The following is a 21,150-nucleotide window of genomic DNA, read 5'->3' on the forward strand; positions in this document are numbered from 1 at the left end:
GAGAAGAAAACCGGCCGCAAGCTTTGTCGCGGCCGGTCGAAGTTGGCCCAGTCGGTCAGGCTGTGACCGAGGGCTCCTTGATCCGGAACCAGATCAGATAAAGCGCCGGCAGGAAAAGCAGCGTCAGCACCGTACCGACAATGATGCCGCCCATCATCGCGAAAGCCATTGGCCCCCAGAAGATCTCAGAGGCGATGGGGATGAGCGCGAGACTGGCTGCGGCAGCCGTCAGCATGATCGGTCGCATGCGGTGCTCGGTGGCCTCGCGTACGGCGTCCCAGGCATGCCGGCCGTTGCGTTGCAGCGTATCGATCTCGACCACGAGGATGACCGAGTTTCGGATGAGGATACCGATCAGGGCCAAGACGCCGAGAATGGCAACGAAGCCGAGAGGCGCCCCGCTGGGCAGGAGGGCTGCGACAACACCGATCAGTCCGAGCGGGGCGACAATCACCACCATGAAAAGGCGCTGGAAGCTCTGCAGCTGGAACATGAGGATCGTCGTCATGGTCAGAAGCATCAGCGGCACGACGGCCGCAATCGGTGCCTGGCTTTTGGCGCTGCTTTCGACCGAGCCGCCGACCGCGACATGATAACCCGCAGGAAGATCGGCGGCAAAGGTTTCGACCTTGCCCTTCAAGGCCGCATCAATGGTGGCCGGCTGCGTGGCATCGGTAATGGCAGCTTTCAGCGTGATCGTCGGACTGCGATCACGACGCCAGATCACGGGCTGCTCCATGCCGTAGGAGAAGGTGGCGATGGAGGCGAGCGGTACGGACTGGCCATCACCGCCGGGTAGCTGCAGATTGCGGAGTGTTTCGACGGACTGACGCTCGTCGCCCGGCGCACGGCCAACAACGTTGATCAGATAGATACTGTCGCGCAGCTGGGTCATGGTGGAGCCGCCGGCCATGTTGTTGAGCGCCGTCGCGATATCGCTCGAGCTCACGCCGAGAAGACGGGCCTTGTCCTGAAGCACATCGACCTTGACGGTGCGAGCCGGCTCCATCCAGTCGAAGACGATACGACCGAGACGTGGCTCCGTGCCGACGACGGCTGCAAGTCCGGCTGCGTATTCGCGCACCTTTTCCGGATCCGGGCCGCTGACGCGGTACTGGATTGGCCGACCGACCGGCGGTCCGAGCTCCATTTCCTTGACCAGAATGTCCGTACCCGGATAGCCATCTGCGGCAACCGCCTTCAGCTTTTCCTTGAGCGCCTCACGGGCCTCGATACTCTTGGTGACGATGACCATCTGGCCGAAATATGGGGCCGACGGCTGCACGTCGAATGAGAGAACGAAACGCTTGGCGCCTTGCCCGACATAGGACGTCCAGTGGTCGATACTGTCGTCATTGGCGAGGTAGGCGGCCTCGAATTCATCCATGTCGGCCTTGGTCTGGGCCAGCGTGGAGTTCTGCCGCCCGGTCCAATCGACGATCAGCTCCGGACGATCCGATGCTGGGAAGAACTGCTGCTGGACGAAGCCCATGCCATAGACGGAGAGGAGGAAGACGCCGAATGTGGCGGCGACCGTCATCTTCGGCCGATGCATGCAAGCCGCCAGAATGCGCGAGAACATCTGGGCAACCCTGCCCTTCTGCTCATGATGCCGCTCCATCTTTGCCGGAAGGATCAGCACCCCGAGAACCGGCGCGAAGAGAACGGCCACAATCCAGGAAACGATCAGGGCAACGGCAATGACGACGAAGAGCGAGAAGGTGAACTCGCCGGCGGCGCTGTCGTTTAGACCGACGGGAATGAAACTCGCGACGGTGACCAGGGTGCCGGTCAGCATCGGAAACGCCGTCGAGGTCCAAACCGCTATCGCTGCCTTGGACAGGGGTTCGCCCTGTTCAAGCTTGGACACCATCATCTCGATGGCGATCATGGCATCGTCGACCAGGAGGCCGAGCGCGATGATCAATGCACCCAGCGAAATGCGCTGGAGGGAGATGCCCAGATACTCCATGGCGACGAAGGTGATGGCGAGGACCAGCGGGATCGACAGAGCGACCACGAGCCCGGCTCTGGCGCCGAGACTTATGAAGCTGACGACGAGAACGATGGCGATCGCCTCGAAGAGGGCCTTGGTGAAACCGCCGACCGCCTCGTCGACGACAACTGCCTGATCGGCCACATGATGAATGCCAATGCCGATGGGCAGGTTGGCGGTTACCTTTTCCATCCTCTCGGACAGGGCTTCGCCGAATTCGAGCAGGTTGGAGCCCGGCTTCATGCCGATCGCAAGACCGATCGCCGGCTCGCCATTGACCCGGAACAACGCCTGTTGCGGGTCGACATAGCCGCGCGTGATGGTCGCGACATCGCTCAGTCGAAAGAAGCGGTCGTTGACGCGAAGGTTGACCTTTCTCAGATCGTCTTCGGTGGAGAACTGACCTGAGACGCGCATGCTGATGCTCTCGGACGCGGTGCGCAGAGTGCCTGATGCGACAACGGCGTTCTGATTCTGCAGTGTCTCGACGATCTGTTGCTGGGTGATGCCGAGCGCGGCCATACGCCGGGTGGAGAATTCCAGATAGATCACCTCGTCCTGAGCGCCGATGAGATCGACCTTACCGACATTGGGAACGGCAAGGATCTCGGTTCTTGCCGCTTCCAGATAGTCCCGGAGCTGTCGCTGTGTCAGTCCGTCCGCCGTGAAGGCATAGATATTGCCATAGACATCACCGAAGCTGTCGATGAAAAAGGGACCGACCACACCCTGAGGAAGGTTGGGAACGATGTCATTGATCATGTTCCGGACCTTGACCCAGGTCTGGCTGACGTCCGCCGCCTTCGTGTTCTCGAGAAGGTTGACGTAGATCGTCGCCTGTCCCGGCGCATTGATGCTCTTGGTGTAGTCGAGGGATTCGAGTTCCTGCAGTTTCTTCTCGATCCGATCGGTGACCTGACTGGTCATTTCGTCGACCGATGCTCCCGGCCACTGGGCCTGGATCAGCATCGTCTTGATCGTGAATTCGGGATCTTCTTGCCGTCCGAGATTAGAATAGGCCATGATCCCCGCAACCGTGGAGAGGATCATGAAATACCAGACGAGCGACTTGTGCCGCAGTGCCCATTCGGAAAGATTGAATTTGCTGTTCATCGGGCAATCTCGTCGGTGAAGGAAACGATCTGATTTTCGGTGAGGGAGTTCACGCCGGCGCTGACCACGCGCTCTCCGGCCTGCAATCCCGAAACAATGTCATAGCCGCCGCCATCGGCCTTTTCGGCTTCGACAGGCCGACGCGCCACGGCACCGCTGGCCGGGTCGATGACCCAGACAAATGCGCCGCCTGACTGATCGGTACCCATGGCCGTTTCAGGCAGCCAGATGGCGGTGGCGACGGCTGCGATTGGTCTCGCGACCACGGTGCTGCCGAGGCGAAACGCCTTGTCCGGGGCAGAAAGCGCAAGCTTGGTTCGCCGCGTCCGGGTTGCGCCATCAGCCTCGGGTGCGACCTCCCGCACGCGACCTTGTGCCTTGATTTGCGGGTTCGACAGGAGGGTGACCTCGTATTCCGTGTCGGGCAGTTGAAGCGCCTTCAGCGTGTCGGGGACATCGATGACAGCATCGAGGGCCTCCAGCCGGGCGATCGTCACGGCCGATTGACCGGCTGCAACGACCTGTCCGACTTCCGCGCTCACGGCCGAAACGACACCATCGGTTTGTGCGACGACAGTGGCATAGGTTGTCTGCTCACGCGCTTTCGTCAGATCGGCTTCCTTTTGCCGGACAGTCGCCTCGGCGGCTTCCGCGGTCTGCTCGGCTTCTTCCAGTCGCTCACGCGTGGTCGCCTGGGTTCTCAGAAGTGTCGCCTGACGGCTGGCATTGACCTGCGCCAGATCGAGTTTGGCATTTGCGGATGCAAGATCTGCTTCGGCCTGGCGGACAGCGAGCTGAAGGCTGGTCGTGTCGAGCGTCATCAGAACCTCGCCGGCACGAACGACATCGCCGACATCGACCATGCGCGCGGTGACCCGACCGAGCAGACGAAAGCCGATGTCGACATTCAGCTTGGCCTCGACGGTCCCGGTGAAGGTCGATCCAGGCTCACTCGCGCGCGGCCCGGCGATGACCGAGAGAGCCGGACGCTCCTGCGGCGCGGCCTGTTCTTCGGCCTCGCTGCAGGAACTCAGCGCAACGACCGCAAGGCACAGAAATGCAATTGCTTTCACTTGCTTCATTGCGCGTCTCCCTGAACCGTACGAACCTTTTGTTTCGGATAGAGAAACTGCGTTCCCTCGACGACGAACTGATCACCGGGTTCAAGCCCGTTGGCGACGATGATCCGGTCGGCGTCGTAGCGCAGCACCTCGATTTGACGGGTCTCGACTGTCTCCGTGGCCGGATCGACGACGAAGACTGCGGGCTTTCCGTTGGCACTGGTCAAAGACTGGGACGGAATGGATATTCGCCCCACTTCCGAGAGCTTCGCATAGGCCACAATTGCCGAACCCAGCGTGATCTCCGGTGGCGGATCGGTGATCGACAGCTTCAGTCGTACTGTGCCGAGCTTGCGATCCACCGAGGGGCTGATCTCCTGAATGTGCGCGACTGCGCGAATATCCGGCCGATCGACAAGGGCGACTTCCACCGATTCAGGCGGCGTGTCCCTGGTCAAGGCACTTTCATCCACGTTGAAGACAGCATCGAGCTCGCCATCATGGGCGAGCTTGAATGCGGCCGATGATGGCTGCACGACTTCTCCCGGTTCGATGCTCACAGCCGTGATGAGGCCATCGGCATCGGCTTTCAGCTCGGTCTGAGCCAGGCTTTCCTGCACGCTGGCGAGATTTGCCTGTGCTGCATCGAGATCATTGACTGCCGAATCATATTGCTGGATCGCCTCGTCCAGCTGCTGCTGTGGCAGAGCACCTGTCTGTGTCAGGGTGCGACGGCGGTTGAGATAGGATTCGGCGGTGCGCAAGGTGGCTTGGCGGGCGCGGATGGCCGCTTCTGCCGCCGCCAGATCCGCCTTCTGTTCCGTCGGATCGATGCGGGCAAGCACCTGACCGACCTTCACCCGATCGCCGACCCCGACATCACGGGCGATGACGCGGCCGCTGACCTTGAAGGACAGGACGCTTTCGACCCTCGGCTTCACCTCCCCGGTACCGGAGACCGTGACGGCATCGGACACGGTGGCTGCGGTTGCGACCCTGACCGTCGGCACATAGCCGGTCTTTTCCGACGCCTCGTCGCTGCAGGAGGCGAGAAGGAGGGGCAGAACTGCCGCCAGCAGCCATGGGAATTTTCTTGACGTCGGGGGCAACCGACCCATCTGGCGCGTTACCAACGGGGTGGGCATCGCAGGCTCCTGAAAACGAGGGAGGATTTTATTCATCGTCTGTTGAATATATGCCGGAATGCGGCTAGGCTTGTCAAGCGAACGAATTGAGGGTGGTGTGAAACAGGTTAAGAACGTGCCAGAGCGGAAACGGGGTCGGCCTCGCCGGGGCGCAGAACAGAATGCCGAAGGCCTTCTGGAGGCTGCCATGGAGACCTTTGCGGCAAATGGTTTCGAGCAGACATCACTGCGCGCAATCGCAGCGACCGCGGGTGTCGACGTCGCGCTGATATCCTACCGCTACGGATCAAAAATGGGCCTTTGGCAGGCGATCGTGACCGAAGTGGCGCGCGAAACCGTGGAATTGCTCGAGGCAGCGATTGCTCGGGCCCAAGACCGCCCGCAAGCAGAGCGTGTCGATTTCATCAGTTCCGAAGTCGTGGACGTGATCTGGCGGCGAACACATTTTTCGAGAATTATGTTTTCGGAAATCATTCAAAGCCGGGACGAGGAACGAAAGGATTTCATCGAGGAGGCCTTGGCGAAGCCATTTCTCGAAGTCGTCTATCCTTTCGTGCAGTCAAGCCTTGAGGCGGCGGGGCAGAAGCGTCCGTTCGATATCAAACTGGGCATGATGGCGTCGATCGCGCTTGCGGGACTCTTGAGTTCAACGCGCGAGTTCACCGGCCGCTTCGTGGAGGTGGCGAGACATGACGAAATGCTGCAATACCAGGTGAAGCAGATCATCAAGAGCATGTGGACCGGCCCCGCTAACAACGCGGTGCCCACCCTTCAAGCAGCTGGAACGAAGGGATCCTGACCAACCGTTGCAAGGGCTCTATCAGCGGTGTGTTTCGCCGGGTCCCGTTGCACGGTAAAGCAGATAGGCAAAGACGGCAGCCAGACCGAACCATGTCATGGCATAGCCGAAATGCTTGTTCGGGAAGGAGACGACGGTCAGCCCGCCAATCGGGAGTGCGTCGCCGCGTGCGTCAGAATCGATGAAATAGGGCGCCACGTCACCGAGTCCCAGCGTACCGGCCATCGCAAAGGTGTCACGCGAGAACCAGCGGCCATTGGCCGGATCATTGTCCCGCAAAAAGGCGCCGCCGGGTTGGGTGAGCCGCAAAAGCCCCGTCACCTCGGGCTCGCCAGCAGGTCGCTGACGATCTGCCGGCGACGTGCGATCATCAGGTACAAAGCCTCTGTTGACGAAGAGCCGCCACCCTTCGAGCGTTTCGAAAGGCGACATGACCCAGAAACCGGACCCGCGGGCCGTAACGGCCTTGACGAGGATATCGTCGCCCGGAAGATAGCGGCCTTGTACCTCGACGCGGCGATATTCCGCGGTGTCGAAGGAGACGGCAGCCCAGTCATTAGGACCGGGCGCAGAGACCGGCGGGGCAAGAAGCCCCGCTTCGACCCGTTCTATGAGTGCCGTTTTCCACTGAAGACGCTGGAGCTGCCAGACGCCCAGCCCGAGGAGCAGGGCGATGGCGAGCGTGCCGAGCCCGATGATCCACCATGGTCGGCCCGCTCGCGTCATGTCACCTCGCTGTCTCAGGAGCCGAAGCCCTGGAAGCTCTCGTGATCCATTGATGGCATCATGTTGGTGTTGAGGTTGTACATGACCCAGACGGAGCCAGCGATCATGATCACCACGACGATGACAGTGAAGATCATCGACAGCATGGTCCAGCCTTCGTCCGACCGGGTGTTCATGTGGAGGAAGTAGACCATGTGGACGAGAACCTGGACGACAGCGAAGGCGATCACGGTCACCGCGGTCAAGACGCGGCTTTCGAAGCCACCGCTCATGACAATCGCAAAGGGAATGATCGTCAGGATCGCGGCCAGCACGAAGCCAGTCAGGTATGACCGGTAGCTGCCATGATCATGACCGGTGCTGTCGTGACCATGGTCGTTGTGGCCATGGGGCTTGATGGAGTGTTGCGACATCAGATCATCCCCAGAAGATAAACGAAGGTGAAGACCCCGATCCAGATGACATCGAGGAAGTGCCAGAACATGCTCAAGCATTCCATGCGTCGGGTGTTGGCAGGGATCAGGCCTTTCTGATTGACCTGGATCATCAGCGTGACAAGCCAGATGCAGCCGAACAGCACGTGCAGGCCGTGCGTGCCGACCAGCGCGAAGAAGGCCGAGAGGAAGGCCGAGCGCTGCGGACCAGCGCCGAGCTCGATCAGGTGATGAAACTCGTAGATTTCGAGCGCCAGGAAGGCGAGGCCGAGCAGGAGAGTGATGGCAAGCCAGATCTGCATGCGGGCCTGCCTGCCTTCATACATGGCAAGCATGGCGAAGCCGAAAGTGATCGAGGAGACCAGCAGGAAGCCAGTGTTGATCGCAATCAGGTTCAGCTCGAAGAGCGCCTTTGGGCCGGGACCGGCCGCATAGCTCTGGCCGACCACCGCGAAGACCGCGAAGAGGACCGCGAACATAAGGCAGTCGCTCATCAGGTAAATCCAGAAGCCGAGCCGCGTCGACGCGCCTTCCGGATGGTGATGCGGCTCGGTTTCCCAATAGACGGCAGGCGTATCGGTTTGGGTGACGGTGCTCACGATTGTTGCGCTCCTACGCTTGCCAGTTCGCGCTCACGCGCCTTTTCGACACGCTCGACCTCGTCGACGGGGACGTAATAGTCCCGATCGTAGTTGAAGGTATGGGCGATCGACACGGCGATGATCGCGAGGAAGGACACGGCCGCCAGCCACCAGATGTACCAGACCAGCGCGAAGCCGCAGAGCGTGGCAAGCGCGGAGATCATGACGCCTGAGCCGGTGTAACGCGGCATGTGGATCGGCAGATAGGGTGCCTTCGGGCGTGTCTGGCCAACCTGCTTCATGTCGTGCCAGGCGTCGAGATCGTGGACGACAGGCGTGAAGGCGAAGTTATATGCCGGCGGCGGGGAGGACGTCGCCCATTCGAGCGTGCGACCATCCCATGGGTCGCCGGTGACATCCATGTTGTCCTTCCGGTTCCAGATCGAGACTGCGATCTGGATGAAGAAGGCGGCGATGCCGACAGCGATCAGCACGGCGCCCAGCGCTGCCAGAATGAACCATATCCTGAGATCCGGATCATCGAAGACGCGCATGCGGCGGGTGACCCCCATCAGGCCGAGCACGTAGAGCGGCATGAAGGCGAGCCAGAAGCCGCTGACCCAGCTCCAGAAGGAGACCTTGCCCCAGAAGACATTAAGCTGGAAGCCGAAAGCCTTGGGCCACCAATAGGCGATCGCCGCAAAGCAGCCGAACAACACACCGCCGATGATGACGTTGTGGAAGTGCGCCACCAGGAAGAGCGAGTTGTGCAGGACGAAGTCCGCCGGCGGGACGGCAAGGAGAACGCCGGTCATGCCACCGATGGTGAAGGTCAGCATGAAGGCGACCGTCCACATCATCGGCAGGTCGAAGCGCACCCTGCCCTTATACATGGTGAAGAGCCAGTTGAAGATCTTGGCCCCCGTGGGTACCGAGATGATCATGGTGGTGATGCCGAAGAAGGCGTTCACCGAGGCACCCGAACCCATTGTGAAGAAGTGGTGCAGCCAGACGACATAGCTCAGGATCGTGATGCAGACGGTGGCATAGACCATCGAGCTGTAGCCGAAGAGCCGCTTGCCGGAGAAGGTCGAGGTAATCTCCGAGAAAACGCCGAAGAGCGGCAGGATGAGGATGTAGACTTCCGGGTGACCCCAGATCCAGATGAGGTTGATATACATCATCGGATTGCCGCCGAGATCATTCGTGAAGAAGTTCGTTCCCACGTAGCGATCAAGCGTCAGGAGGATCAGCGTCATCGTCAAAACCGGGAAGGAGGCGACGATGAGGATGTTGGTGCAGAGTGCCGTCCAGGTGAAGACCGGCATGCGCATCAGGGTCATGCCCGGGGCACGCATCTTGACGATGGTGACGAGCAGGTTGATGCCGGACAGCGTCGTTCCAACGCCGGCGATCTGGAGGCCCCAGATATAGTAATCGACCCCGACCCACGGACTGTAGCCGATGCCCGACAGTGGCGGGAAGGCAAGCCAGCCGGTCTGCGCGAACTCACCGACGAAGAGTGAGGCCATGACAAGCACGGCACCGCCGACGGTCATCCAGAATGAGAAGTTGTTGAGGAAGGGGAACGAGACGTCTCGCGCGCCGATCTGCAGCGGCACGACGTAGTTCATCAGTCCCGTGACGAAGGGCATCGCCACGAAGAAGATCATGATCACGCCGTGGGCGGTGAAGATCTGGTCATAGTGATGGGCGTTAAGATAGCCCTCGGAGCCATTGAAGGCGAGCACCTGCTGAAGGCGCATCATGATGGCGTCGGCGAAGCCTCGCACCAGCATGACCAACGCCAGAATTATATACATGATGCCGATCTTCTTGTGATCGACAGAGGTCAGCCATTCCCGCCAGAGATAGCCCCAAAGGCGATAATAGGTCAGCGCGCCCACCGTTGCAGCGCCCCCGACCGCAACCACAACGAAGGTTGCAAGCACGATCGGGTCCGTCGGGATCGCACTCCAATTGAGGCGACCTAGAAGAAGCGTGGTGGAATGGTCTATCGTAGCCATGCCAAATTCCTGTCAGAGTTGCGGCGCATTGCCGGATGCCTGCCGGACGAGCGTGAGAAAACGTTCGGCCTCACCGCCGAAAGGCGATACCGGCTGCGGCATGTTGTGTCCCATCAGTGGACCCGAAACGACGGGCTGGTCGTTGTAGGAAGCAGGCTTTGCGGCCAGCATCTGCTCCAGCTCTTCCGCCGAGCAGAAGCCGAGAACCTTGAAGGGTTCCCAGCCGAAGACCGGCTCGCGCGTGCCGCGGCGTTCATGCTTGTCGTAGATCAGGGCGCTCATGTTGACCGTTCCGGCGAGACCCGTTCCGCCCTGGGCGTCGAGCGCCATCATTTCGGCCATGCAGATCTTGCCGTCTTCGACGCACATGTTGACCACGCGCGGAAAGAGCTGCGGATCGACACTGGCAAACGTGATCGGCGTGACGTTCTCGGTGGGACGCTCGAGCTCGAGATACTTCGCCCGGTCCAGCTTGTCGCTGCCCGCGCGCGCCTCCTCGACCCAGGCCTCGAAGGCGGCAGCGTCGGTTGCGTTTGCCTTGAAGCGCATGCCAGAGAAGCCGGCACCCGAGTAATGCGAGGCGAGCCCCTGGAAGGTACCTTCCTTATTGAAAACACCGTGCAGCGTCGTCTGCATGCCGGGCATGGCGTAGATCATGCCGGCCATGTGCGGGATGTAGAAGGCATTCATCACCGAAGAGGAGGTCAGCGAGAATCGGATCGGCCGATCGACCGGGACCGGAAGCTCGTTCACCGTGGCGACGCCGTATTGCGGGTAGATGAAGAGCCATTTCCAGTCGAGTGCCACGACCTGAACCTCAAGCGGCTCCTGCTGCGGATCGAGCGGCTGCTCCTCAGACACGCGCGCCAGTGGCCTGTAGGGATCGAGAAGATGGGTACCGACCCAGGTCAGCGCACCGAGGCAGATGATGATCATCAGGGGGATCGCCCAGATGATCAGCTCGAGCTTGGTCGAGTGGGACCAGTTCGGCCTGTAGATCGCCTGACTGTTGGATGCACGGTAGTGCCAGGCGAACCAGCAGGTGAGCGCCATCACCGGAATAATGATGATCAGCATCAGAAGCGTGGAGATGACCAGAAGGTCACGCTGCTGGGCGGCGACGTCGCCGGTGGGAGCAAGGACTTCAGCCTTGCAGGCGGACAGGAAAAGGACCGCCACCACGGCGGCCAATATTTTCGGGAGGCGAAGCTCTTGCATCTCTTACCCTGATACGCTGACGGGTCACAGAGCAGGGGTCCCCCCGAACACCACTCGACGACCATTGACATTCGCCAAGCTAGTTAGTTGGGTTTTGCGGTGCAGCACATACGACAATTTGTCACCTGTCAATTTGGCCGCACCTGCGGCATTTCATTTCAGCATGTTAGACTAAGGCGAAGGCTGTATCCCCCGGTGCGCGCCCGCCCAGTACAATCGAGAAAGTGATCCCGCGACATGGCGAGCATGACCGGTTCTGCACCCCCGGCCGCACAGAACGGCCGCACAACTTCAGACGATGACCATCACGTTTCACCGTCCGATATCGCTGTCGGCGTCATCATCGGGCGCACGTCGGAGTTCTTCGACTTCTTCGTGTTCGCGATCGCGTCCGTCATCGTCTTTCCGGCGCGCATCTTTCCGTTCCTCGATCCGCTGACCGGGACGCTCTGGTCATTCGTGCTGGTGGCTCTCGCCTTCGTGGCACGACCGCTCGGCACTGTGATTTTCACAGCCCTCGACCGCAGACATGGCCGCGTGACCAAGCTGACGGTGGCGCTTTTCCTGCTGGGAACTTCCACTGTCGCCATGGGGCTGGTGCCGTCCTATGAAACCGCCGGATGGTGGGCAATCGCCATGCTGGCGCTCTTGCGCATCGGCCAGGGTCTGGCGCTTGGCGGCACCTGGGATGGCCTTGCACCGCTGCTGGCCATCACTGCGTCGAAGGACAAGCGTGGTTTCTATGCCATGATCCCGCAGCTTGGCGCTGTGGTTGGTCTTGCCGTCGCCGCCGTGCTGTTCGCCTACCTCGTCATGACGCTGTCGGCCGCCGACTTCCTCGACTGGGGCTGGCGTTATCCATTCTTTGTCGCCTTCGCGATCAATGTCGTCGCGCTCTTTGCGCGTCTGCGCATCGTCGACACGCCCGAGTTCAAGGAACTCTTCGAGACGAACGAGCTAACCCCGACGGGATTGCGCGCCACCCTGTCGCAGGACGGACGCACGGTTCTGCTCGGCGTTTTCGTGCCGCTGGCGAGCTTTGCCATGTTCCACATGGTCACGGTCTTCCCGCTTTCGTGGATTTTCCTCTACACGGACGAGGCGCCGGGCACCTTCCTCCTGATCGAAGCGGCCGGTGCTGCCGTCGGCATCCTTGCCATGCTGTTCTCCGGCTGGCTTTCGGACCGTATCGGCCGCGACAGGATCCTCGTCTGGGGGGCCTGGGCCATCGGTGCCTTCGCGCTGACGGCGCCTCTGCTGCTGAACGGCGGCCAGGCCGGTGTCGTCGCCTACATGATGGTTGGTTTCGTCATTCTCGGCTTCAATTTCGCCCAGTCATCCGGAACCATCGCATCGCTGTTTGACCGTCGAAATCGCTACACGGCCTCCGCGATGGTCTCGGCACTCTCCTGGATGTTCGGGGCAGGGTTTGCACCTTTGGCAGCACTGTTGCTGTCTACCTGGTTCGGTCTGTTTGCAGCCGGCCTCTACCTTCTGTCGGGGGCCGTCTGCACGCTGATCTCGCTCGCGCTGGCACGGCAGATATCGCTGCAGCCCAAGGGGCATGACTGAGCGAGAACGAATATCGGCCTAACCTGCGCTTCACCGCCAGCCCCCGGAATAGACCACTCCGGGGGTTTGTTTTTTGGCCTCGCTGTTCAGTCAAGCCGCCGATCTGCTCTAAAATCAGTTAGCATGGCCGCAGGCTCAAAACTTAGGCCGCAAGCTTGCCAACCTTGCAGCATTGCGTCCTCAATCGCTTAAGAACCACCTCGACCTCACTATCCTTGTGATCCATGACAACGCTGTTCGCGCAGCGATGATCGAGCACGGTTTGCTGCGCAAGGCAGGTCGTTAGCACGTCACAGCTGCTCTCGAGGGGCAGGGAACTGCCAAGACGGAGCAGACACTGCCGCCAGACGTCATCATCATCGACATCGACAATCCGAACCGTGACATGATGGAGCCTCTCTTTCAGCTCACCCGCTCGGTGAGAGGCCCATGGCCAAGCTGCCGCCATCTTTCGACCTTCAGGGCAAAAGGGGGCTCGTGGCCGGCGGATCAACTCACAGATGGCCGAAGGTTCCGGTGCGCTCGGTCTCGGATCCGTGATTGCGAAGCCATTGCCCATGTCGAGACAACTGAGTGCATCGAGAGCGAGGACGTCCAGAACCTGGTCATCGCGGCGGTGGAGAACCGCATTCGTTTCATCAACACACTTCCAAGCCAAATGAATGGCTGACTGACGACAATTCCTGCTTCAACGCAGACAACACGACATCACTGCTCATCGGTATCGGCATGGAGCCGTGCTCCACACCATTCGCAGGCGTGTCGAGATGCTTCTGCCTGACCCCATCTTTTGTGTGGCTCAGTATGTTTATGCTTTTGGGCTCGGTGGATCAGTTCGTCTTGCTCAAGGTCTCCTGGATCACAAAGCCTGAGCAGAACCGGCGAGTGACCCGCCCCCAGCCAGGCCGCAATGGGCAATCTGGCTTTTCTTTCGTGTCTCACATTGTAGGAGCGGTACATCACATAAAGAATTCAGATGCAGACCATGCGTTGGCAGCCGATGGCGTCTAGCCAATGAACCGCAAGTAGCCCAGTCACAAACAACAACTACATCGGGAGCGGGGAAAGATGCTCATGAATGGCGAGCCATCGACCGTCCGGCTGGTGGGCAAAGACGATCGTCTCACGCTCGTGGTTCGTCATCGCTTCGCCGCCGATCACGAGATCGGTCTCCACCGCATGGGTGAAGATGGCGACATCGCCGAAGATGTGTACGCTGCGGTTCGTTGAGCGGCAGGCCTTGACGCTAAAGCCGTCGCGGGTTTCCCACAGCGCCCATTCCGCCTTATAGGCCGCGCGATCCGCGAGAGTGCGATCGAGATTGTAGAAGATGAAAGTCGCCGACGGCGCGAAGGCATCGAAATAGGCCTTGGTGTCGTGGCGACCGAAGGCTGCCACCAGGGCATCGGCTGCGGAAAGCACTGCGGTCGAATGATCTGTCATCTCTGTCATTTCTTCGGGATTTCGGGGGCGTCAGACGCGCTTGACGCTGCTGATCAACTCGGCGATCGGGCGGTTCTGCTCGGCGACACGGGCCTTGAGCTCTTCAAGCGGCATGCTCTCGTACTTGCAAAACTCGATGAACATCATGTTGAGATTGTTGAAGAAGACCTCTCCGAGCGCCCGCGCGTCGACGCCGGCGATGACTACGCCACGCCGCTGGAGCGTCTCGATCAGCTGAACGACCTGGGCACAGAGGCGCCCGTCAAGTTCCGTATAGCGCTTTGAGAGCGGCGTCTCAGGCTGCTGGATCGCAGATGCCATGGCGGTGCGCCACATCTCCTTGCTGAGATAGACGAGCGAGTGATCGTAATACTGGTTGATCAGGGCACCGAGCGCCTCGATGACGCTGAGTGGCGGGTTCGCGACAATGCGTTCGCCGGCCTCGAGCACTTCGGTCACTTCCATCGAAACCGTGGCGACGAGAACATCGCCCTTGTTCTGATAGTAGTTGTAAAGTGTGCCGACCGAGACCTCTGCCATCTCGGCGATGTCCTCGATGCGCGCACTGTCGTAACCCTGTTCGCGGAACAGGGTGGTGGCCGCTTCCAGGATGCGACGGTTCCTGTCGGCCTTCTGTCGGGCGCGCAATCCGGTCATGGCTAACTCCGTTGGAATCTCCTCAAATTTGAGATTGACTTAAAAAATGAATTCACTCAATCTTTTTCTCAAGGCGCCGAAACGAGCGCTATTCTGATCAACGCGAGGGTCCGCTCGGGGCCTTCGACAAGAGGGTGAACTTATGGAAAAGACCGTACTGGGCGGGCTCTCCCGCCGCCTGCTTCTTGCGACCGTTGCCATCTCCGCCTTGTCCGGCGGGGCTCATGCCCAGGAGGAGCTGAACGCCCTCGTCTGGTGCGACCACACCGACCCGGCACTGATCGAGCCTTTCGAAAAGGCGAACAACGTCAAGGTGAATCTCAAGGAATATGAGGGAACCGGCGCCGGTCTCTCGATCGTCGAGCAGTCGCGCCCGGGCGACTGGGACGTCTTCGTGATCGATGGTGTCGACGTGCCGCGCGCCGTCGAAATGGATCTTCTCGCCGAAATTCCGGCCGACAAGCTGCCGATGGCCGACATTTTTCCGGAAGTCCGCATGGAGGCCAACAACACCAAGGACGGCAAGATCTACGCCGTGACGGAAAAGTTCGGCTACAACACGATTTCCTACGACAAGAGCAAGGTCGATCCGAAGGACATGGAAGACCTGTCGATCTTCTGGTCCGAGAAATACAAGGGCCGCATCGCTCTCTATGACTACTACCTGCCGATGATCGGTCTGACGGGCCTTGCCATAGGCAAGAACACCGCCGACCTGACGGAAGCCGATCTCCCGGCGATCAAGGAAAAACTCTTCGAGATGAAGAAGGTCTCGCGCCAGGTGAGCGATGTCGTCGCCTCGCAGACGGCGCTCGTCAGCGGCGAAGTCGACATCATCCTCGGCGGCGGCGAATGGGTGACCGCAGGTCTCACCGCCGAGAAGCCGGACCTCGACTGGACCGTCCCGAAGCAGGGCGCCCTGCGCTGGGCGCAGTCGATCGGCGTGTTCAAGGATTCAACCAAGCAGGATCTGGCCATCAAGTTCGTGCAGTACATCCTGAGCCCCGAAGGCCAGGCCCGTCTTGCCACCTCGTCCTGCTACTGGGGCATGCCGGCAAACGCGAAGGCCGGCGAGCAGCTCACCGACCAACAGAAGACGGCGCTCCGTTGGGACAAGCAGCCCGAATACCTGAAGAACACCCAGCTCTATCCGGTGGCCAATGCCGATCTCGACGCGGCCATGCAGGACGTCTGGACCGAAATGCTGCAGCAGTAGGCGCTGCCCATAAAGGGCGCGGGAGGTGTCTTCCGTCCGCGCCCCAAGCCTTCCCTCACGTTGTTATTCTTGACGAGCATCGCGGCCCGGGCGGGTCACATGCTCGGGTGAAGAACTGCGCGCATTCGACAGAATTGAGCCCTGAAGTTTGTCGCTGCCTTTGAGATCGGCCATCATGAAAACCCGCCAGCCGAGCCGATTGCCCTGAAAGAACGGAGTGTCCCGTCGATGACCGCCACCGCGCTCGAGCGCAGAGAACGCCGCAAGGCCTGGGTATTCGCGCTGCCGGCAGTCCTGTGGACCGTGGCCTTCTTTCTCGTGCCCTTCCTCTACATGGCGGCAATCAGCTTCTGGAAGCGCGAGGGCCGCGAGATCGTCGCCGTCTGGGCGCTCGACAATTACGCGGCCTTCTTTGGCAAGCCGCATCTTCTCAAAGCGCTGTTCAATTCGCTCGAAGTGACGCTCACCGTCACGGTCATTTCGATCCTGCTTGCCTATCCGCTGGCCTGGATCATCGCCGAGCGCGTGCCGCGACGCTGGCAGCGCTTCGCGCTGATCATGGCGATTCTTCCATTCTGGACATCCTATGTGGTGCGCTCATATTCCTGGCTGTTGGTGCTGTCCAAGGGTGGTGTCGTGAACCAGACGCTGATGTGGACAGGCCTGATCGCCGAGCCGCTCGAACTGTCAGCAACGCGGACCGGCACGGTGATCGGCTTCGTGCATTTCTTCGTCATGCTGCTGACGCTGACGATCTATGCCAATCTCGTTCAGCTCTCGCCGAACTATCGCCGTGCCGCAGCCGATCTCGGCGCAAACGGCTTCCAGACCTTCTGGCACGTGATCCTGCCACTGACGCTGCCCGGCATCATGGTCGGTGCCTTTCTCACCTTCGTTCTTTGCATCGGGGATTACATCACCCCGCAGATCCTCGGTGGCAACAATGAGCTCGTCCTGCCGCAGGTGATCATGCTGCAGCTCGGTCGCCGCGCGGACTTCCCCATGGCAGCCGCCCTTTCGCTGGTGTTGATGGTGGTGGTGACGATCGCCTATCTCGCCTGCGCCCGATGGCTGAAGATGGAGAGGACGTGACCATGCGGCATCTCAACACGGCACTTGCGGTCCTCTATGCCGGCGGGCTCTATGTCTTCATCTTCCTGCCGGTCGCTGTTCTCGTGCTCTTCTCCTTCCAGGACGGGACGCTGCCTGTGCCACCCCTGCATGGCCTGACCTGGAAGTGGTATGGCGAGATCTTCGCCGATGAAAAACTGATGGCAGCGCTCTTTAACTCGCTCGTTGTCGCGATCATCTCGTCTGCGATCTCCTGCATGCTCGGCTTCCTCGCAGCCTATGCCTTTGCCCGCTACAAGCTTCCCGCATCCGGCCTGCAGCGCGCCCTGATCGTCGCGCCGATGACGGTCAGCACGCTGATCATCGGGCTCGGCCTGCTGTCGCTCCTGTCCAGGCTCAATGTTTCGTTGTCACTATGGACCGTCGGCATCGGTCATGTCGTGATCAACCTGCCGCTCTGCTTTGCGATCATCTACGCCTCCATGGGCGGCCACCAGGTCAACATCGAACGCGCCGCTCGCGATCTTGGGGCCCGGGACTGGCAGGTCATGACGCTCGTCACGGCGCCGATGCTGATGCCGTCCATCCTTGCCGCCTTCTTCCTGTCGGTCACCTTCAGCTGGGACGAATTCATCATCTCTTTCCTGCTGTCGCGCTTCGACGTGACGCTGCCGGTCGAGATCTGGAGCATGCTGCGCTCCGGCCTTGACCCCAAGACCAATGCCATCGGCAGCGTCGTCTTCCTCATCTCCGTCGCGTTCCTCATCGTGATGGAACTCGCCGTTTTCAGAAAATCCGGAAAATCCCAATGACTGCAGACGTCTCGATCCGAAACGCCACGAAAGTCTTCGGTGCCTTCCGCGCGCTCGACGATGTCTCGCTGGAGATAGCCGCCGGCGAGTTCATCGTGCTTCTCGGCCCCTCTGGCTGCGGCAAGACGACCCTGCTCTCGATCCTAGGTGGCTTTATCGAGCCGAGCGCTGGCACGATCGCCATCGGCGGTAAGGACATGACGCATGTTGAGCCGGCAAAACGACCAACCACGACCATGTTCCAGGACTACGCGCTGTTTCCGCACATGAAGCTCATCGACAATGTCGGCTTCGGTTTGCGCATGCGCGGTATGGGAAAGGCCGAGCGCCATGCAAAGGCGCTCGCCATGCTCGATCTCGTGGGGCTCAAGGCCTCCGCATCGAAGAAGCCGCACGAGCTTTCCGGCGGCCAGCGTCAGCGTGTGGCGCTTGCCCGCGCACTTGCCGTCGATCCTGATGTGCTGCTGCTCGACGAACCGCTCGGGGCACTGGATCTGAAGCTTCGTCGTCAGATGCAGGACGAGTTGAAAGCCATACAGAAGCGTGTCGGCACCACCTTCATCCATGTCACCCACGATCAGGAAGAGGCCATGGCGATCGCCGACCGGATCGTGGTGATGAACCACGGCCGGATCGAGGATGTCGGCAGGCCCTCGGACATCTACATGCGGCCGCGCTCGCTGTTTGCCGCAGCTTTCATGGGCGAGGCGAACTTCCTGCCCGGTCGGGTGATCTCGATTGCGGAAGGCGAAGCGCAGGTGGAAACGGCGCTCGGCTCAGCCATCATTCCCATCACGGCTTTCACCGGGGGCACGCCTTCGCCAGAGCAAAAGATCACCTTGTGCATTCGCCCCGAACATTTCCGGTCCGCCGGCGAGGAGGGCGCAATGGTTGCGCTCGGCCATGCGCGGATCACCGACAGCGCCTTCTTCGGAGCGCACCACCGATGCCACCTTCAGCCCCAAGGCCATTCCGAGATCGTGATAACCGCCCATCTGCCGCAAACCGCACACCCGCAGCCGGGCGATGAACTCGAGTTGACGGTGAAGGCAGATACCATCGTTGCTCTGGTCGAAGCGTAGGAGACACGTGATGAAACCGCGCATCCGCCCCGAGGACTGGTACAGCGTCTGCCGTCTCGACGACGATGTGAGCTATATCTGCGAGCCGCATATCCAGGAATTCTATCGCTGCAACATCTGGCATGTGCGCGGGCGCGATCGCGACATGCTTGTTGACAGTGGCATGGGCGTTGTTTCGCTTCGCGAATGGGTACCGCTTGTCACGGAGCGTGAGCTGATCGCGGTGGCAAGCCACACCCATTTCGATCACATCGGCTGCCACCACGAGTTCGAATGCCGTGCGGTCCATTCGGCAGAGGCAGATCTGCTCGCTGATCCGACACGCGAGAACACGCTGGCCGACCCCTATGTTACCGACGACATCTTCGACGCCCTGCCGCCCGAGCCCTATTGCTCGAAGTGTTATGCGGTGAAGCGGGCGCCGGCGACGCGCCTACTGGAGGACGGCGACATGGTCGACCTCGGCGATCGGCAATTCGAGATCATTCACACTCCCGGCCATTCCCCCGGGGGCATCGCGCTCTACGAGAAGGCGACGGAAATCCTGTTTTCCGGCGACATTCTCTACGACGGTCCGCTGATCGAGGACACCTACCACTCGAACGCCAATGACTATCACGCTTCGATGGAGCGCCTGCTGCGGCTGAAGGTGCGTCTGGTGCATGGCGGCCATTTTCCAAGCTTCAGCGGCGAACGATATCGGGAGCTGATCACCGGTTGGCTCGACGCAAAACACAAGACAATCTGACGGGGAGGCAAGCATGCTCGACAAGCGCAAGTTCTACATCAACGGCGAGTGGGTCGACCCGATCGCGCCTCACGACCTTAAGGTCATCAATCCCGCGACCGAAAAGCCGATCGCCGTGATCTCGATGGGGACGGCCGCCGATATCGACCGCGCGGTTGCCGCTGCCAAGACGGCATTTCAGAGCTACAGCCGCACCAGCCTCGATGAACGCATTGCACTTCTCGAAAAGCTGCTTGAGATCTACACCCGCCGCTACGACGAGATGGCACGGACAATCACGCTCGAACTCGGCGCCCCGATCACCATGAGCACCGACCAGCAGGCGCATGTCGGCGTCGGCCATCTCGAAGGTTTCATCGAGGCCCTGAAGCGCATCAAATTGCGCGAAGAACTGCCGAACGGCGACATCGTGCTGCGCGAACCGATCGGCGTCTGTGGCCTCATCACCCCCTGGAACTGGCCGATCAACCAGATCGCCCTGAAGGTCGTTCCGGCACTGGCGACAGGCTCGACCTGCGTTCTGAAACCCTCCGAGTTCACGCCTCTCAACGCCCTGCTCTACGCCGAGATGGTACACGAAGCGGGCTTCCCGGCCGGGACGTTCAACCTTGTGAATGGCGATGGCGCCAATGTCGGTGCAGCGCTCTCGAAACACCGGGATATCGATATGATGTCCTTTACTGGCTCGACCCGCGCCGGCACAGCCGTCAGCAAGGATGCCGCCGATACCGTGAAGCGCGTAACCCTGGAGCTCGGCGGCAAGTCGCCCAACATCGTCTTCGAGGATGCGGATCTCGAAGAGCGCATTACCGGCAGCGTGCTCGAATGCTTCAACAATTCGGGCCAGTCCTGCGATGCTCCGACGCGACTGCTGATCCAGCGTTCCGTTTACGATCAGGCGGTAGAAATCGCCCAGCGCGTGGGAAGCGAGGTCAGCGTCGGCAATCCGGAAGAAGCCGGCGAACATATCGGCCCGCTGGTCAGCGACATCCAGTACGGCCGCGTGCAGACCCTGATCGAGGCTGGCATCGCTGAGGGCGCCGAGCTTCTCGTTGGTGGCCCGGGCAAGCCTGAGGGTTTCGAGACAGGCTACTTCGTCAAGCCGACCATCTTTGCCGGCGTCAACAACCGGATGCGGATCGCCCGCGATGAGGTCTTCGGCCCGGTGCTGGCGATCATTCCCTTCGACACCGAGGAGGAAGCGATCGAGGTCGCCAACGACACCAATTACGGCCTGGCCGCCTATATCCAGTCCGGGGATCTCGACCGCGCCGAACGTGTTGCAGCGCGCCTTCGCGCCGGCATGGTGCATATCAATGGCGCGCCACATCGCTATGGCAGCCCGTTCGGCGGCTACAAGCAGTCGGGCAATGGCCGTGAGGGTGGTATGTTCGGTCTTGAAGACTTCCTCGAGATTAAGACCGTGCATCGGCCTAGCGCGGCCTGAGG

18 protein-coding genes and 2 pseudogenes are annotated in these 21,150 nt (G+C 60.7%); 10 read left to right on the forward strand and 10 right to left on the reverse strand.

All coding sequences use genetic code 11. The annotated features are described in order from the left end of the window. Positions 1-55: 55 nt before the first annotated feature. From SJY08_RS18550 to SJY08_RS18560, 3 genes are read right to left on the reverse strand one after another with little or no spacing between them, the layout of a single operon-like run. Entirely contained in the window at positions 56-3,109 is a 3,054-nt protein-coding gene (locus SJY08_RS18550; protein WP_377277483.1) for an efflux RND transporter permease subunit, read from the reverse strand. Beyond that, positions 3,106-4,191 (reverse strand): efflux RND transporter periplasmic adaptor subunit, encoded by a 1,086-nt coding sequence (locus SJY08_RS18555; protein WP_377277485.1) that lies wholly within the window; start codon positions 4,189-4,191, stop codon positions 3,106-3,108. Before SJY08_RS18555 ends, SJY08_RS18550 begins: the two co-directional genes overlap by 4 nt. Continuing rightward, the gene (locus SJY08_RS18560) at positions 4,188-5,315 is read right to left on the reverse strand and encodes an efflux RND transporter periplasmic adaptor subunit (RefSeq protein ID WP_377277487.1); all 1,128 of its coding nucleotides are present in this window, start codon (positions 5,313-5,315) and stop codon (positions 4,188-4,190) included. The genes SJY08_RS18555 and SJY08_RS18560 overlap by 4 nt, the downstream gene beginning before the upstream one ends. A gap of 58 nt (positions 5,316-5,373) precedes the next feature. On the opposite strand from SJY08_RS18560, the gene SJY08_RS18565 reads away from it, so the two are divergent. Then, the gene (locus SJY08_RS18565) at positions 5,374-6,114 is read left to right on the forward strand and encodes a TetR/AcrR family transcriptional regulator (protein WP_377277489.1); all 741 of its coding nucleotides are present in this window, start codon (positions 5,374-5,376) and stop codon (positions 6,112-6,114) included. Positions 6,115-6,135: 21 nt separating this feature from the next. On the opposite strand, the gene SJY08_RS18570 is transcribed toward SJY08_RS18565, so the two are convergent. From SJY08_RS18570 to cyoA, 5 genes are read right to left on the reverse strand one after another with little or no spacing between them, the layout of a single operon-like run. Next, positions 6,136-6,840, reverse strand: coding sequence for an SURF1 family protein (locus SJY08_RS18570; protein WP_377277491.1), 705 nt, complete (start codon positions 6,838-6,840; stop codon positions 6,136-6,138). Positions 6,841-6,854: 14 nt separating this feature from the next. Next, positions 6,855-7,253 (reverse strand): cytochrome o ubiquinol oxidase subunit IV, encoded by a 399-nt coding sequence (gene cyoD / locus SJY08_RS18575; protein WP_054149323.1) that lies wholly within the window; start codon positions 7,251-7,253, stop codon positions 6,855-6,857. Then, positions 7,253-7,876 (reverse strand): cytochrome o ubiquinol oxidase subunit III, encoded by a 624-nt coding sequence (gene cyoC, locus SJY08_RS18580; RefSeq protein WP_377278663.1) that lies wholly within the window; start codon positions 7,874-7,876, stop codon positions 7,253-7,255. The genes cyoD and cyoC overlap by 1 nt, the downstream gene beginning before the upstream one ends. Continuing rightward, entirely contained in the window at positions 7,870-9,882 is a 2,013-nt protein-coding gene (cyoB, locus tag SJY08_RS18585) for a cytochrome o ubiquinol oxidase subunit I (protein ID WP_054149321.1), read from the reverse strand. Before cyoB ends, cyoC begins: the two co-directional genes overlap by 7 nt. Positions 9,883-9,894: 12 nt before the next feature. Next, positions 9,895-11,100: a ubiquinol oxidase subunit II gene (gene cyoA, locus SJY08_RS18590; protein ID WP_069042675.1), complete on the reverse strand. Its 1,206-nt coding sequence runs from the start codon at positions 11,098-11,100 to the stop codon at positions 9,895-9,897. A 237-nt stretch (positions 11,101-11,337) separates the two neighbouring features. Here cyoA and SJY08_RS18595 point away from each other — a divergent pair, with 237 nt between their 5' ends. From SJY08_RS18595 to SJY08_RS18605, 3 genes and pseudogenes are all read left to right on the forward strand, one after another. Continuing rightward, positions 11,338-12,672, forward strand: coding sequence for an MFS transporter (locus tag SJY08_RS18595; protein ID WP_054149319.1), 1,335 nt, complete (start codon positions 11,338-11,340; stop codon positions 12,670-12,672). A gap of 247 nt (positions 12,673-12,919) precedes the next feature. Further along, positions 12,920-13,102, forward strand: a pseudogene (locus SJY08_RS18600) (two-component system response regulator); the annotation flags it as partial. Positions 13,103-13,210: 108 nt separating this feature from the next. Beyond that, positions 13,211-13,422: pseudogene (locus SJY08_RS18605) on the forward strand (IS3 family transposase); the annotation flags it as partial. A gap of 297 nt (positions 13,423-13,719) precedes the next feature. Here SJY08_RS18605 and SJY08_RS18610 read toward each other — a convergent pair. After that, a complete protein-coding gene (locus tag SJY08_RS18610; RefSeq protein WP_377277495.1) occupies positions 13,720-14,115 on the reverse strand; it encodes a YybH family protein in 396 nt (131 codons plus the stop codon). A gap of 30 nt (positions 14,116-14,145) precedes the next feature. Further along, the gene (locus SJY08_RS18615) at positions 14,146-14,772 is read right to left on the reverse strand and encodes a TetR/AcrR family transcriptional regulator (protein ID WP_054149317.1); all 627 of its coding nucleotides are present in this window, start codon (positions 14,770-14,772) and stop codon (positions 14,146-14,148) included. A gap of 142 nt (positions 14,773-14,914) precedes the next feature. Here SJY08_RS18615 and SJY08_RS18620 point away from each other — a divergent pair, with 142 nt between their 5' ends. From SJY08_RS18620 to SJY08_RS18645, 6 genes are all read left to right on the forward strand, one after another. Continuing rightward, positions 14,915-15,988, forward strand: a complete 1,074-nt coding sequence (locus SJY08_RS18620; RefSeq protein WP_069042679.1) for a PotD/PotF family extracellular solute-binding protein — start codon at positions 14,915-14,917, stop codon at positions 15,986-15,988. Positions 15,989-16,216: 228 nt separating this feature from the next. Continuing rightward, entirely contained in the window at positions 16,217-17,080 is an 864-nt protein-coding gene (locus tag SJY08_RS18625) for an ABC transporter permease (protein ID WP_377277498.1), read from the forward strand. 2 nt (positions 17,081-17,082) lie between these two features. Further along, entirely contained in the window at positions 17,083-17,871 is a 789-nt protein-coding gene (locus tag SJY08_RS18630) for an ABC transporter permease (protein ID WP_377277500.1), read from the forward strand. After that, the gene (locus SJY08_RS18635; RefSeq protein ID WP_377277502.1) at positions 17,868-18,953 is read left to right on the forward strand and encodes an ABC transporter ATP-binding protein; all 1,086 of its coding nucleotides are present in this window, start codon (positions 17,868-17,870) and stop codon (positions 18,951-18,953) included. The genes SJY08_RS18630 and SJY08_RS18635 overlap by 4 nt, the downstream gene beginning before the upstream one ends. Positions 18,954-18,963: 10 nt before the next feature. Further along, positions 18,964-19,701, forward strand: coding sequence for an MBL fold metallo-hydrolase (locus tag SJY08_RS18640; RefSeq protein WP_377277504.1), 738 nt, complete (start codon positions 18,964-18,966; stop codon positions 19,699-19,701). A gap of 13 nt (positions 19,702-19,714) precedes the next feature. Next, the gene (locus SJY08_RS18645; protein ID WP_377277506.1) at positions 19,715-21,148 is read left to right on the forward strand and encodes an aldehyde dehydrogenase family protein; all 1,434 of its coding nucleotides are present in this window, start codon (positions 19,715-19,717) and stop codon (positions 21,146-21,148) included. Positions 21,149-21,150 lie beyond the last annotated feature (2 nt).

The sequence above is a fragment of the Rhizobium sp. R86522 genome (genome assembly GCF_042466255.1).
Lineage (GTDB): Bacteria > Pseudomonadota > Alphaproteobacteria > Rhizobiales > Rhizobiaceae > Allorhizobium.